Source organism: Nonomuraea sp. NPDC048892, assembly GCF_040649735.1.
Classification (GTDB): domain Bacteria; phylum Actinomycetota; class Actinomycetes; order Streptosporangiales; family Streptosporangiaceae; genus Nonomuraea; species Nonomuraea maheshkhaliensis.
Map to the genome: position 1 here is coordinate 67,732 of NZ_JBEZFZ010000016.1, position 11,680 is coordinate 79,411.

Genomic DNA, 11,680 nt, shown 5'->3' on the forward strand with positions numbered 1-11,680 from the left:
TACGCCTGTAGTCCGGTCCCACTACCCCTGTAGTATCGGCTTCCGTGAAACGCTCAGACGTCGTGGCGGACGCGGCCATCACCCTGCTGGCCGAGCGGGGCATGCGCGGCCTGACCCACCGGGCGGTGGACGAGGTCGCTGGGCTGCCGCCCGGGTCCACCTCCAACCTGGCCCGCACGCGGGCGGCACTGCTGGAGCTGACGCTGTCGCGGCTCACCGAGCTGGAGCTGCGGGCGCTGGCGGGGGCGTACGGGGCGGAGTCGTACGAGCTGGGCGGGCTGCCCGCCCGCATGGCCGAGGCGCTGCACATCCAGCTCAAGGACCGCCGCCGCACGCTGGCCCGCTACGAGCTGGCCCTGGAGGCCACCCGGCGGCCTGAGCTGCGCACGATCTACGACCAGGCCGGGCGGCGCTTCCGCGATCCGGCCGTGGCCATGCTGGCGGCCCTGGGCTCACCTGAGCCGGTACGGCACGCGCGCAGCCTCGTGGCGTTCGGGGAGGGGCTCATGTTCGACGCCATCGCGGGCGCGGGGGCCGTACCGGACCGGGACGAGCTCGAAACGGCCCTGCGCGAACTCCTGACCGGCATGCTCGGCCGCACGCCGGACCTGGGCCCTGAACCCTCGCCCGGCCCGCGCCCCTGACCCGCATCCGGCCTGCCCCGACCCGCATCCGGCCTGCCCCGACCCGCAGCCGGCCTGCGCCGATTTGCGCCGACCTGCGCCGGCTCGTGCCGTGATCAGGTGAGCGTCACCGGGCCGTGCCGTCCTGACAGGACGACGGTGAGCGTGGGCCGGCGGCCCTCGGCGAGGTCGAGGCGGGTGTCCACCGCCGCCAGATCCCGCCGTACGGCCTCGGGGTCGGGGTGGACGGCGGCCACGGACACCAGCTCGACCACCGGCAGCCCCTCGGCGGGATGCCGGGTCGTGCCCCAGTCGATCAGGAACGGCACCAGCCCCTCGTGCCCGGCGCGGTGCGGCGGGGTGAGCCGCCAGCGCAGCAGCTCGCCGGACGGCGTGCGGCGGGACATGTCCTGCGGGTCGCCGGGATCGTAGCCCCGATCGCGGGCGCGGGCGACCACCGCGTCGATGTCCTCCACCGCCAGCGCCCACCCCGCCAGCCCGGCCGCCCGCAGACCGTCGATCCCGAACGGGCGCGGCCCGGCCGGGTCCTCCTGCTCCGGATCCGGGCCGACGATCTCCAGATAGCTCCGGCCGCCCAGCCCCAGCAGCCGGTTGCGGGTGCCGAAGCCCGGGTGCCTGCCGCCCTCGGCCGGGCGCACGCCGAGCAGCCGTTCCAGCTCGGCCGCGGTCGCGTCGAGGTCGGGGGTGGCGTAGACGAGATGGTCCAGGATCATGCACGCATTCCAGCACGCCGCGCACGCCCAGGGCTCAGCGCCGCTCCTAAGTACCGCCCCCAGGAGGCCGCTCCTAGGAAAGCCTCGCTCCTAGGAAAGAGCGAGGCGGGCGGTCAGGCGGTCGCGGTGCGGCGGCCACTCGTCGTCGAGGATGCCGAAGCACACGGTGTCGCGCCAGGTGCCGTCGGGCCTCTTGCGGTGGCGGCGCAGCGTGCCCTCGTGCAGGCCGCCGATGCGCTTGATGGCGTTCTGGGACCTGAGGTTGAGGTTGTCGGTCTTGAGCAGGACGCGGTTGTAGCCGAGCGCGAAGGCGTGGTCGATCAGCAGCAGCTTGCAGCTCGTGTTCACGGCCGTGCGCCAGGCGGCGCGGCCGTACCAGGTCCAGCCGATCTCGATGCTCTCCTCGAAGCCGGGCACGTCGCAGTACGTGGTCCAGCCGACGGCCCGCCCGCTCTCCTTGGCGATGACGGCGTGGGGCACGTGCCGGTCGTCCTCGATCAGCGTCCGCGCGGTCGCGCCGAGCGCGGCCTCCGTGCGCGGGGTGTCGATGGGCAGCCAGCGCCAGACGTCGTCGTCCCCGCCTCCGGCGGCGAACAGGTCGGGTACGTGGTCCAGGGCGAGCGGCTCGATCCGGACGACGTCGTTCTCCAGCACCACAGGCGCGGGCAGCTTCGCGGTCATGCTGGTCACCCTATGAGGCCAGATCAGCCGGGTTCATGGCCACCTGTCCCTTTTTACGGGGAACCACCTGTCGACACTCATACCGGCCGGTCGGTAGGCTCACGGGCATGGACTTCGCCTATGACCACGTCACCGAGGACCTGCGCGAGCGACTGCTCCGCTTCATGGACGAATGCGTCTATCCGGCCGAGCCCGCCTTCGAGGAGCAGGCGGCCACCTCGGGCTGGAGCCCGCCACCGCTGCTTGAGGACCTGAAGGACGAGGCCAGGAAGCGCGGCCTGTGGAACCTCTTCCTGCCGGGCGAGCACGGCTCGGGGCTGACGAACCTCCAGTACGCCCCGCTGGCCGAGATCATGGGCCGGAGTCCCAGCATCGCGCCCACGGCCACGAACTGCGCCGCGCCCGACACCGGCAACATGGAAGTGCTGTCCATGTTCGGCAACGAGTGGCAGCGCAAGGAGTGGCTGCGACCGTTGCTCGACGGGGAGATCCGCTCGGCGTTCGCGATGACCGAGCCCGACGTCGCCTCCTCCGACGCCACCAACATCGCCACCTCGATCACCCGCGACGGCGACGAATATGTCATCAACGGCCGCAAGTGGTTCATCTCCGGCGCGATGAACCCCGGCTGCAAGATCTTCATCGTCATGGGCAAGACGAACCCCGAGGCGCCCAAGCACCGCCAGCAGAGCATGATCCTCGTCCCCCGCGACACCCCCGGCCTGCACATCAAGCGCGGCATGCACGTGTTCGGCTACACCGACGCCGACCACGGGGGCCACGCCGAGATCGTGTTCGAGGACGTACGCGTGCCGGCGGAGAACCTCATCGGCGAGGAGGGCGGCGGCTTCGCCATCGCCCAGGCCCGCCTCGGCCCCGGCCGCATCCACCACTGCATGCGCCTGATCGGCATGGCCGAGCGCGCGGTCGAGATGATGTGCAAGCGGGCCCTGGCCAGGACCACCTTCGGCAAGCCGGTGGCGCAGCAGGGCGTGGTCCAGGACTGGATCGCCGAGTCCCGGATCAAGATCGAGCAGGCCCGCCTGCTCGTGCTCAAGACGGCCTGGCTGATGGACACGGTGGGCAACCAGGGCGCCCACACCGAGATCCAGGCCATCAAGATCTCCACGCCCATCACCGTGGAGTGGATCCTCGACAAGGCCGTCCAGGTGCACGGCGCGGGCGGCGTCTCCCAGGACTTCCCGCTGGCCGCCCTCTGGGCGGGGGCCCGCTCCCTGCGTCTGGCGGACGGACCCGACGAGGTGCACAAGCGGTCGCTGGCCTATCGCGAGCTCAAGAGGTGGATGTGAACGAGGCGGAGATCAAGGAGCGCGTGGCCGCGTTCCTCGGCGACCACGACCCCGGCGGCGACCGGCTGGAGTTCCTGCGGGCCAGGTTCGACGCGGGCCTGGCCTGGGTGTGGTTCCCCGAGGGGCTGGGCGGGCTGGGGGCTCCCAGGGAGTTGCAGCAGGTCGTGGAGCGGGAGCTGGCCGACACGCCGCAGATCAACACCGGGATCCAGGGGATCGGGCTGGGCATGGCCGCGCCGACGATCCTGGCGTTCGGCACCGAGGAGCAGAAACGCCGGTTCCTGCGCCCGCTGTGGACGGGGGAGGAGGTCTGGTGCCAGCTCTTCAGCGAGCCGGGCGCGGGCTCCGACCTGGCCACGCTGGCGACCAGGGCGGTCAGGGACGGCGACGAGTGGGTGGTGGACGGGCAGAAGGTGTGGACGTCCGGGGCCCATCACGCCCGGTGGGCCATCCTCGTCACCCGTACCGACCCGGAGGTGCCCAAACACCGCGGGATGACGTACTTCGTGTGTGACATGCACGCCCCCGGCGTCGAGGTGCGGCCGCTGCGGCAGATCACCGGCGAGGCCGAGTTCAACGAGGTGTTCCTGACCGGCGTGCGGCTCCCCGACGACCTGCGGCTCGGCGAGGTGGGCGACGGCTGGCGGGTCGCGCAGACGACGCTGATGAACGAGCGCGTGGCCATCGGCGGCGCGCCCACGCGGCGCGGCGGCGGCGCCATGGCCGCCGTGCTCGACGCCTGGCGCGAGCAGCCGGAGCTGCGCACCCACGACCTGCACCAGCGGCTGCTGTCGCTGTGGGTGGAGGCCGAGGTCACCAGGCTGTCGGGGACGCGGCTGCGCGAGCAGTTGTCCGCGGGCCAGCCGGGCCCCGAGGGGTCGGGCATGAAGCTGTCGTTCGCCCGGCTGAACCAGGCGCTGTCCGGGTTCGACGTGGAGTTCCGGCGTGACCTGGGCTACGACGACTGGGCGTTCCGCCGTTCCGAGGACGTGGACTTCTTCGGCCGCGGCCCCGGCTACCGCTACCTGCGGGCCAAGGGCAACTCGATCGAGGGCGGCACCTCGGAGATCCTGCGCAACATCATCTCCGAACGGGTGCTCGGCCTGCCCTCCGAACCCCGTGTCGACAAGGACGTGCCCTGGAAGGACCTGCCGCGATGACGCTGCTCTACTCCGACGTCGAGGAGGAACTGCGCGCGGCCGTGCGCGGGCTGCTCGCCGACCGCTGCCCGCCCGCGGCGGTGCTCAAGCGGATCGAGTCCGAGCCGTACGACCTGGACCTGTGGAAGACGCTGGCCGGTGAGATCGGGGTGGCCGGGCTGCTCGTCCCCGAGGAGCTGGGCGGGGCCGGCGCCTCGGCCAGCGAAGTGGCCGTGGTGCTGGAGGAGCTGGGCCGGGGGGTGGCGCCGGTGCCGTTCTTCACCAGCTCGGTGCTGGCCACGCGGGCGCTGCTGCCGACCCGTGACGCGCTGCTCGGCGAGCTGGCCGAGGGGCGGTTGACGGCCGCGCTGGTCGTGTCGTTCGCGGCGTCGCCGTACGCGCCGGGGCGGGGCGCGTCCGTGAGCGTGGACGGCGACGGGAGGCTGTCGGGGACCGTCACCGGCGTGGCCGGGGCGGAGGTGGCCGACGTGCTGCTCGTGCCGGTGGGCGGCGACCTGTACGCGGTCGAGGACGGCATGGCCCAAGGCGTCACGGTCGAGGTCGTGACCTCGCTCGACCTGACCAGGCCGGTCGCCAGCGTCACGCTGCGGCGGGCGCGGGCCCGGCGCGTGGGCGCGTGCGACCTGGCCGGGGTGCTGCGGTTCGGGGCGGGGCTGCTCGCCTCCGAGCAGCTCGGCGTGGCCGAGTGGTGCCTGGACACGACGCTGGCCTATGTCAAGGAGCGGCACCAGTTCGCCCGGCCGATCGGCTCCTTCCAGGCGATCAAGCACCGGCTGGCGGATCTGTGGCTGGACGTGGTCAGGGCCAGGGCCGCCGCCAGGAGCGCGGTCGCCGACAGCTCGTCGATCTCGGTGGCCGTGGCCCAGTCGTGGAACGCGGGCGTGGCCGTGCACGCCGCGGAGGAGGCGCTGCAGCTGCACGGAGGGATCGGGATGACGTGGGAGCATCCCGTGCACCTCTACCTCAAGCGCGCCAAGGCCACCGAGATCGCGCTGGGCACGCCGGGCGACCACCGGGAGGCGCTGGCCTCAATGGTCGACGTCCCCGGCCCCGCCTGAGTGGCGGTCGTCGGGCTCGGCTTCGGGCTCGGCTTCGGGCTCGGCTTCGGGCGCTGCTTCGAGCGAGGACAGCAGCAGGTCGGCGAAGTGCCGGCCGACCTGGGCGCCGGTCAGCGGCCCCGCCGCGTGGAACCACGTGCCCAGGTGGTGCACCGAGCCGAAGAAGTAGTCGACGACCAGCTCCGCCGGGACCCGGTCGCTGAAGATGCCGGTGCGCTGCCCCTCGGCCACGAGCGCGCGGAAGCGCTCGTGGTAGCGGCGGCGCTCGGCCCGGACGGTCTTCTGCGTCTCGGGCGCGAGCAGGTGGATGGACCTGAAGAAGATCTTCGAGTCGTCGAGGTTCGCGGCCGTCGTCTCCACGACGTCGGCCGCCGCCCGGTGCAGCCGCTCGCGCAGCGTTCCCGGCCCGTCGGCGATCTGCGTCAGCCGGTCCATCTGCATGCGCAGGACGCGGGCGTAGATCTCGTGCAGCAGATCATCTTTCGAATCGAAATAGTGGTACATGGCGCCCTTGGTGACCCCGGCCGCCACCACGATCTCCTGGACCGAGGTGCTCTCGAAGCCACGCTCGGCGAACAGCCGGGTCGCCTCGGCCAGCAGGCGCTGTCTGACCGGTTCCTCTTTCACACGATCCCCCTTGGTCACCGCCTTAGCGTACCGACTGGTCGGTTGCGGCAGGGTCAGTGGTCTTGCGGGTACTAATTCCGTCACCTTAGGCTCGCCTTGGTTGGAGAACGGGTATCTCTTGACCGGCGAGGGATCTTCGGCGTGGCAGATCCTGCAAGACCTACTCATTTCGGGGAGTTTGCCGTGCCCGGTGGCTCTATCTACGTGCAGCCCAACGAGAAGTACACAGGATCTTCCCCGCAGTGGTGGTACGAGAAGTTCTGGCGCGAGGACGCGCCGACGCGGCGTAAGTACCGTTACGTCAAGGCCGCTGTGGGATTCGTCGTCGGTGTGGCGCTGGGCCTGCGGTTCGGCCTCGCCGGCGGTTCCGCGTTCACCGGACTGCTGCTGGCGGGAGCCGTCGCCGGAGGCGACTGGCTGCTGCACTGGCACGCCTTCCACAAGACGGCCGTGTGGCGTGGCGCGCGGCGCGGCGAGGCGATCACCGGCCGCATCCTGCGCAGGTCGCTCGTCCGCCACGGCTACCACGTCCTCGACGGCAGGGCGATCCGCGGCCAGGCCTCGATCGACCACCTGGTGATCGGTCCAGGCGGCGTCTGGATCCTCGACAACGAGTCGTGGGCCCCCGACATCGAGATCGCCTGCTACGCCGGACGGCTGTTCATCGGCGAGAAATACGGCACCAAGGTCGCCAAGCCGCTGGTGGAGCAGGCCGAGGCGTTCTCCGAGCTGCTGACGCGGGAGACCGGCGTCCCGGTGAACATCACGCCCGTGCTCGTGGTGCACTGCGGGATGCTGCCCAAGGAGGGCGTGGTCATGGGCGAGGGTCTCACCTTCGTCAAACCGCGGACGGTGAGCAGGCTCATCAAGTCGGCCGAGCCGGGCGCGCTCAACGAGGCCCAGATCGAACTGCTGGCCCGCACCGCGGCCCGCGAGCTCCAGCGCGTCTAGCGCGGGGGCTCACGGCGCGTCCGGTGCTGGGTGCTTACGGCGCGTTCAGCCGGGGCTCAGGCCAGCGTTTCGATGAACGCGGTCAGCTGGGCGACGTTGCGGCACTCGTGCATGGGCACGACCGTGCCGTAGTCGCTCGCGACCGAGTCGCCGGTGTCCCACTGCTGTCTCGGCTCGGGGTTGAGCCAGTAGGCGTGGCGGCACTTCGACACCAGTGACTTGAGCACGTCGAGGGCGGGCGGCTGGTAGTTGGAGCGGGCGTCGCCCAGGATGAGCAGCGACGTCTTCGGGCCGATCGCGTCGCCGTAGCGTTCGGCGAAACGCTCAAGCGCGTGCCCGTAGTTCGTCCGGCCGAAGCGGACCATGTCGGCCTCGTCCGCCAGTCTGGTCATGGCCTCCACCACGTCGGAGCCCGGCAGGAAGAACCGGGTGATCTCGTCCACGGTGTCCACGAAGCCGAACGCCCGCACCTTCGTGAACTGCTCGCGCAGCGCGTACGTGAGCAGCAGCGTGAAGTGCGCGAACGACGAGACCGAGTCGCTGGTGTCGCAGAGCACGACCAGCTCGGGCTTGTGCGGCCGGGGCGGCTTGAAGTGGGTCGTCAGCGGCACGCCGCCACTCTGCAGCGAGGCCCGCACGGTCCGGCGGAAGTCGAGCCTGCCCCTTTTGCCCTTCCTGTGCTTGATGGTCAGGCGGGCGGCCAGGCGCCGGGCCAGCGGGTGCACCTCCCTGCGCAGCCGGGCCAGGTCCGCCTTGGTGACGCGGAGGAAGTCGACCTGGTCGAGCGGCGGGCGTACGGCGGAGCGGGCGATGCGCTCGATCCCCGAGTCCTCGGCGATGCGGCGGCGCACGTCGGTGGCCACGGCCTCCTCGAAGCGGCGCCGGTTGTCGTCGACCCGCCGGCGCAGGGTCTTCTCCGCCAGCCCGCCGCGCTCGTGCCCCTGCAGCACGCCGCGCAGGATGCCGGCCATCAGCGTCTCGGGCGACAGGGCGCGCATGACGCTGTAGGAGAACCAGTTCTGCCGTCCGGGCCCCGACTCCTGCCGGCCGAACCGTTCCACCATGGCCTGGGCGAACGCGCGCAGCTCCTGGTCGGTGGCGCCGGTCAGCAGCGCCGCCAGGTGCTCGCGCAGCTCCTTGACGTCGGCCCGCTCCAGGTCCGTACGCGGGACGTGGGGCCTGATCCCGCTCGTCGAGGCTGGGAACCACAGGTCGAACAGCACGTCGAACCCCGGCCGGTAGGCCGGCTTCTTGACCAGCGTCGCCGCGTACGCCGCCCGCAGCGACTCCCGGTCGGCCAGCTCGACCACCCGCAGCGCGTTCGCTGCGTCGAGCCCCTCCGCCACCGACACCGGCACCCCGGCCTCGCGCAGCGCGTGCACGAAGCCGATGTGCCGATCCACCAGGGACCCCGGCTCAGGCATCGGGCAGCCCCAGCTCCTTGACCGCCCGCGTGTGGTCGGAGGCGTGCTTGAGCACGACGCCGAGCGTCCCCGCGACGGTGGCCTCGTCCAGCTCGTCGCGACCGAGCGCCAGCAGCGTGTTGGCCCAGTCGACGGTCTCGGCCACGGACGGGGCCTTCTTCAGCTCCAGGGCGCGCAGCGTGGCCACCGTCCTGGCCAGCTGCTCGGCCAGCTCGGCCCGGAAACCCGGCACCTGGGCCAGCACGATGTCCCGCTCGCGCTCGGGCGTGGGGTATTCGATGTGCAGGTAGAGGCAGCGCCGCTTGAGCGCCTCGGACAGCTCGCGGGTGGCGTTGGAGGTCAGCACCACGTACGGCCTGCGCGTGGCGGCGATCGTGCCCAGCTCGGGGATCGTCACCTGGAAGTCGGACAGCAGCTCAAGCAGCAGCCCCTCGACCTCGACGTCGGCCTTGTCGGTCTCGTCGATGAGCAGCACGGTCGGCCGCTCGGACCTGATCGCCTTGAGCAGGGGCCGCTCCAGCAGGAACTCCTCGCTGAAGATGTCGTCGTCGGCGCTGGTGGCCTGGATGCGCAGCAGCTGCTTCTTGTAGTTCCACTCGTACAGAGCCCTGGCTTCGTCGAGCCCTTCGTAGCACTGGAGCCTGATCAGGTCGGCCCCGGTCGTCTGGGCCACCGCCTTGGCCAGCTGGGTCTTCCCGACCCCGGCCGGCCCCTCGACCAGCAGCGGCTTCCCCAGCGCGGCGGCCAGGAACACCGAGGTGGAGATGGCGTCGTCGGAGAGGTAGTCCACGGCGGCGAGCCGCTCCGTCACATCGGTGGGCGAGTCGAACATCGATGCTCCTGTTCTTGGGGCCGAACTTTATTCTAGCGGCTCATGTCCAGGGGAATCCGATTCGACCAGGATGCGGATCACCGGTATATTCCTTCCTGCCAGCGCCGCTAGCTCAGTTGGTCAGAGCAGCTGACTCTTAATCAGCGGGTCCGGGGTTCGAGTCCCTGGCGGCGCACCGCGAAGAAAGCCCCAGCTCAGAAGGTTGAGCTGGGGCTTTCGGGTTTCCTGGTGGGCCGGCTTCGAGGTGAGGGGCTCGTGCCGGTGGGGCTAGGCGAAGGTCGTGCAGATGCCGCCCGATTGCCGGTAGAACGGGTCGAGTCTCCAGTTGCGGGGGCCGGCGCCACGCATGCCCTCGCGCCGATGTCGGAGGCGTCTCCCTGGGCGGGGGCGTCTCCCTGGACGGGGAGGATCCGCCGCTCGCGGAAGCTCGTGAATCCGCAGCTGGTGCGACCCCGTCTCCCGCCGGGCCGCCTCCCGCTGAGCGGAAGCGTCGAGGCGTCAGGGTCCCTGTCGTGATAACCGTCGTCGTCGCGCTGGTCGCCGTCGCGACGGTGGGGGCCGAGGCGACCATCACCACGAAGATCGCCCAGCACGCAGGCGGGCCGTGCTGGTCTCGGTGACCGGCGCCTCGGCGGAGAAGGGTTACTCCGCCGTCGGCACCACCCAAGGGCTGAGCGGCCTGCGCCCGGGTATGAAGGTGACCACCTGGCTCTGGGTTCCCGGTGCCCGGTGGTGTCAGGTTCTTCGCGATGGACTCGGCCTCCAAGCCCGTGTGGGCGCCGGAGAACCCCGAGACCGAGATCGGGCTGCCCGCCACCGCCGGCTGGAGCCCGCTGACCTGGACCGTCCCCGAGGCCGACCGCCTGCACGCCATCGGGATGCAGCTCTACTCCGGCGCCGACACCGCGATGACCGTGGGCATCGACGCTCTGACGTGGTGAAACCAGCGCCTACGAGGATGCGCCGGCGCTGGTCCGCCCCAGCGCCGAGGCACGTTTCAGGTGACTGACTTCTGCTCGCTGGTGGCAGTGTAGACCTCCAGCAGCCGCTCCGATCCGTGCAGCAGGGTCTCGCAGATCAGCGCCGGGTCGAAGAGGCAGCCGGCCGCCATGGCGCCGTCGCGCATCATCACGAAGTGGCGGGCCGCGGCCTCCGAGCCCGACTTCTCGATCCTGGCGAGCTGCTCCGTGACCGTGTCGAGGAACCACTGGCGGTGGGTGAGCACGGTCTGGTGCACCGGCGACTCGGGGTCGGGGTATTCGGCGGCGGCGTTGAGGAAGGCGCATCCTCGGAAACCGGGGGACTGGATGCCCTGGGCGATGGACGCGCTGATGGCCTTGATGGTCTCGGCCGGGGGCAGGCCGGCGGCGATGATCTCCTCCGCCTGGCCGCGCAGGGCCCGGTCGACCTCGCTCAGGTAGGCGAGGACGAGGTCTTCCTTGCCGGTGAAGTGCCGGTAGAGGGTGGCCCGGGTGACCTGCGCCTCCATGACGATGCGATCGATGCCGACGGAGTGGATGCCCTCCGTGTAGAAGAGCCGGGTGGCCGTGCTGAGCAGCCGGTTGCGCGCTTCGGACGGCCGGGCTTCTGTGGGGCTGCGCATGTCCGTCATTCTAGCGGTAGAACGTTCGGTCTTGACAGTGTGCGCGCGCCAGGACCATACTCGGGAACGATAGAACGTTCGGTCTTGGGAAGGCCCCCGTCACTGAAAGGCTCGTCATGAGTGCCATCGCTGCTTCATCCGGCATCTCCACCACCGCGTCCGCACTACGCCGGCTGTACTTCGTCCGGTTCGCGTTCGCCATCGTCTGGGCCCTCGTGATGTTCACCACCGCGATGAACCTGGGACCGCTCGCGGTCACCCTGCTGGTGCTCTACCCGCTGTTCGACGTCGGCGCCGCCATCGTGGACGCCCGCTCCTCGCGCTCCACCGGCTCGCCGACCCTCCTGTACGTGAACGTCGCGGTCAGCTCGATCACCGCCATCGCCGTGGCCATCGCGAGCACCTCCGGCATCCCTGCGGTGCTGCGCGTGTGGGGCGCCTGGGCGATCGTGGCCGGGCTGGTCCAGCTCATCGTGGCCGTCCCCCGGCGCAAGATGGGCGGCCAGTGGCCGATGATCCTCAGCGGCGGCATCTCCGTCCTCGCCGGCTCCTCGTTCATCCTCGGCGCCTCCGCGGCCAACCCGACGCTGGCCAACGCGGCCGGTTACGCCATCCCCGGCGGCATCTTCTTCCTCATCTCGGCCCTGCGTCTCGGCCGCGCCGCGAAGGGCAAGTGA

General features: G+C 71.0%; 13 protein-coding genes and 1 tRNA gene. 8 read left to right on the forward strand and 6 right to left on the reverse strand.

What is annotated here, in order from left to right:
• Nucleotides 1-44 precede the first annotated feature (44 nt).
• Complete coding sequence (locus AB0C28_RS38120) at nucleotides 45-644, forward strand: TetR/AcrR family transcriptional regulator (RefSeq protein ID WP_357848232.1); 600 nt, start codon at nucleotides 45-47, stop codon at nucleotides 642-644.
• Nucleotides 645-739: 95 nt separating this feature from the next.
• Here the strand turns inward: AB0C28_RS38120 and AB0C28_RS38125 are convergent, their stop codons facing one another.
• Together AB0C28_RS38125 and AB0C28_RS38130 are read right to left on the reverse strand one after the other, a co-directional pair.
• Nucleotides 740-1,357, reverse strand: a complete 618-nt coding sequence (locus tag AB0C28_RS38125) for a VOC family protein (protein ID WP_357848230.1) — start codon at nucleotides 1,355-1,357, stop codon at nucleotides 740-742.
• 90 nt (nucleotides 1,358-1,447) lie between these two features.
• Nucleotides 1,448-2,038: a GNAT family protein gene (locus AB0C28_RS38130; protein ID WP_357848228.1), complete on the reverse strand. Its 591-nt coding sequence runs from the start codon at nucleotides 2,036-2,038 to the stop codon at nucleotides 1,448-1,450.
• 107 nt (nucleotides 2,039-2,145) lie between these two features.
• Between AB0C28_RS38130 and AB0C28_RS38135 the strand changes: the two genes are divergently transcribed.
• Genes AB0C28_RS38135 through AB0C28_RS38145 form a run of 3 tightly spaced genes read left to right on the forward strand, consistent with a single transcriptional unit; the run spans nucleotide 2,146 to nucleotide 5,566 of the window.
• Nucleotides 2,146-3,348: an acyl-CoA dehydrogenase family protein gene (locus tag AB0C28_RS38135; RefSeq protein ID WP_357848226.1), complete on the forward strand. Its 1,203-nt coding sequence runs from the start codon at nucleotides 2,146-2,148 to the stop codon at nucleotides 3,346-3,348.
• Nucleotides 3,345-4,508 carry an acyl-CoA dehydrogenase family protein gene (locus AB0C28_RS38140; RefSeq protein ID WP_357848224.1) on the forward strand — a complete coding sequence of 388 codons (1,164 nt, stop codon included), beginning with the start codon at nucleotides 3,345-3,347 and terminating at the stop codon, nucleotides 4,506-4,508. The genes AB0C28_RS38135 and AB0C28_RS38140 overlap by 4 nt, the downstream gene beginning before the upstream one ends.
• Nucleotides 4,505-5,566 (forward strand): acyl-CoA dehydrogenase family protein, encoded by a 1,062-nt coding sequence (locus tag AB0C28_RS38145; protein ID WP_358080339.1) that lies wholly within the window; start codon nucleotides 4,505-4,507, stop codon nucleotides 5,564-5,566. Before AB0C28_RS38140 ends, AB0C28_RS38145 begins: the two co-directional genes overlap by 4 nt.
• On the opposite strand, the gene AB0C28_RS38150 is transcribed toward AB0C28_RS38145, so the two are convergent.
• Nucleotides 5,537-6,193 carry a TetR/AcrR family transcriptional regulator gene (locus AB0C28_RS38150; RefSeq protein ID WP_358080340.1) on the reverse strand — a complete coding sequence of 219 codons (657 nt, stop codon included), beginning with the start codon at nucleotides 6,191-6,193 and terminating at the stop codon, nucleotides 5,537-5,539. The two genes, AB0C28_RS38145 and AB0C28_RS38150, sit on opposite strands and share 30 nt — an antisense overlap.
• Before the next feature lie 183 nt (nucleotides 6,194-6,376).
• Here AB0C28_RS38150 and AB0C28_RS38155 point away from each other — a divergent pair, with 183 nt between their 5' ends.
• Nucleotides 6,377-7,144: a nuclease-related domain-containing protein gene (locus AB0C28_RS38155; protein WP_357848218.1), complete on the forward strand. Its 768-nt coding sequence runs from the start codon at nucleotides 6,377-6,379 to the stop codon at nucleotides 7,142-7,144.
• Nucleotides 7,145-7,200: 56 nt separating this feature from the next.
• Here the strand turns inward: AB0C28_RS38155 and AB0C28_RS38160 are convergent, their stop codons facing one another.
• Both AB0C28_RS38160 and AB0C28_RS38165 read right to left on the reverse strand, forming a co-directional pair.
• Entirely contained in the window at nucleotides 7,201-8,568 is a 1,368-nt protein-coding gene (locus tag AB0C28_RS38160) for a VWA domain-containing protein (RefSeq protein WP_357848216.1), read from the reverse strand.
• Nucleotides 8,561-9,400, reverse strand: a complete 840-nt coding sequence (locus AB0C28_RS38165; protein WP_358080341.1) for a MoxR family ATPase — start codon at nucleotides 9,398-9,400, stop codon at nucleotides 8,561-8,563. The genes AB0C28_RS38160 and AB0C28_RS38165 overlap by 8 nt, the downstream gene beginning before the upstream one ends.
• A gap of 101 nt (nucleotides 9,401-9,501) precedes the next feature.
• On the opposite strand from AB0C28_RS38165, the gene AB0C28_RS38170 reads away from it, so the two are divergent.
• A tRNA-Lys gene (locus AB0C28_RS38170) sits at nucleotides 9,502-9,575 on the forward strand.
• Nucleotides 9,576-10,149: 574 nt separating this feature from the next.
• The gene (locus tag AB0C28_RS38175) at nucleotides 10,150-10,341 is read left to right on the forward strand and encodes a hypothetical protein (protein ID WP_357848212.1); all 192 of its coding nucleotides are present in this window, start codon (nucleotides 10,150-10,152) and stop codon (nucleotides 10,339-10,341) included.
• Nucleotides 10,342-10,397: 56 nt separating this feature from the next.
• Here the strand turns inward: AB0C28_RS38175 and AB0C28_RS38180 are convergent, their stop codons facing one another.
• The gene (locus AB0C28_RS38180; RefSeq protein ID WP_358080342.1) at nucleotides 10,398-11,003 is read right to left on the reverse strand and encodes a TetR/AcrR family transcriptional regulator; all 606 of its coding nucleotides are present in this window, start codon (nucleotides 11,001-11,003) and stop codon (nucleotides 10,398-10,400) included.
• Nucleotides 11,004-11,119: 116 nt separating this feature from the next.
• Here AB0C28_RS38180 and AB0C28_RS38185 point away from each other — a divergent pair, with 116 nt between their 5' ends.
• Entirely contained in the window at nucleotides 11,120-11,680 is a 561-nt protein-coding gene (locus AB0C28_RS38185) for a hypothetical protein (RefSeq protein WP_346106220.1), read from the forward strand.

Coding starts and splice junctions, on each gene's coding strand:
- AB0C28_RS38125 (WP_357848230.1), bottom strand. CDS start 1,357: ATGATCCTGGACCATCTCGTCTACGCCACCCCCGACCTCGACGCGACC.
- AB0C28_RS38130 (WP_357848228.1), bottom strand. CDS start 2,038: ATGACCGCGAAGCTGCCCGCGCCTGTGGTGCTGGAGAACGACGTCGTC.
- AB0C28_RS38135 (WP_357848226.1), top strand. CDS start 2,146: ATGGACTTCGCCTATGACCACGTCACCGAGGACCTGCGCGAGCGACTG.
- AB0C28_RS38145 (WP_358080339.1), top strand. CDS start 4,505: ATGACGCTGCTCTACTCCGACGTCGAGGAGGAACTGCGCGCGGCCGTG.
- AB0C28_RS38160 (WP_357848216.1), bottom strand. CDS start 8,568: ATGCCTGAGCCGGGGTCCCTGGTGGATCGGCACATCGGCTTCGTGCAC.
- AB0C28_RS38165 (WP_358080341.1), bottom strand. CDS start 9,400: ATGTTCGACTCGCCCACCGATGTGACGGAGCGGCTCGCCGCCGTGGAC.
- AB0C28_RS38175 (WP_357848212.1), top strand. CDS start 10,150: ATGGACTCGGCCTCCAAGCCCGTGTGGGCGCCGGAGAACCCCGAGACC.
- AB0C28_RS38180 (WP_358080342.1), bottom strand. CDS start 11,003: ATGCGCAGCCCCACAGAAGCCCGGCCGTCCGAAGCGCGCAACCGGCTG.
- AB0C28_RS38185 (WP_346106220.1), top strand. CDS start 11,120: ATGAGTGCCATCGCTGCTTCATCCGGCATCTCCACCACCGCGTCCGCA.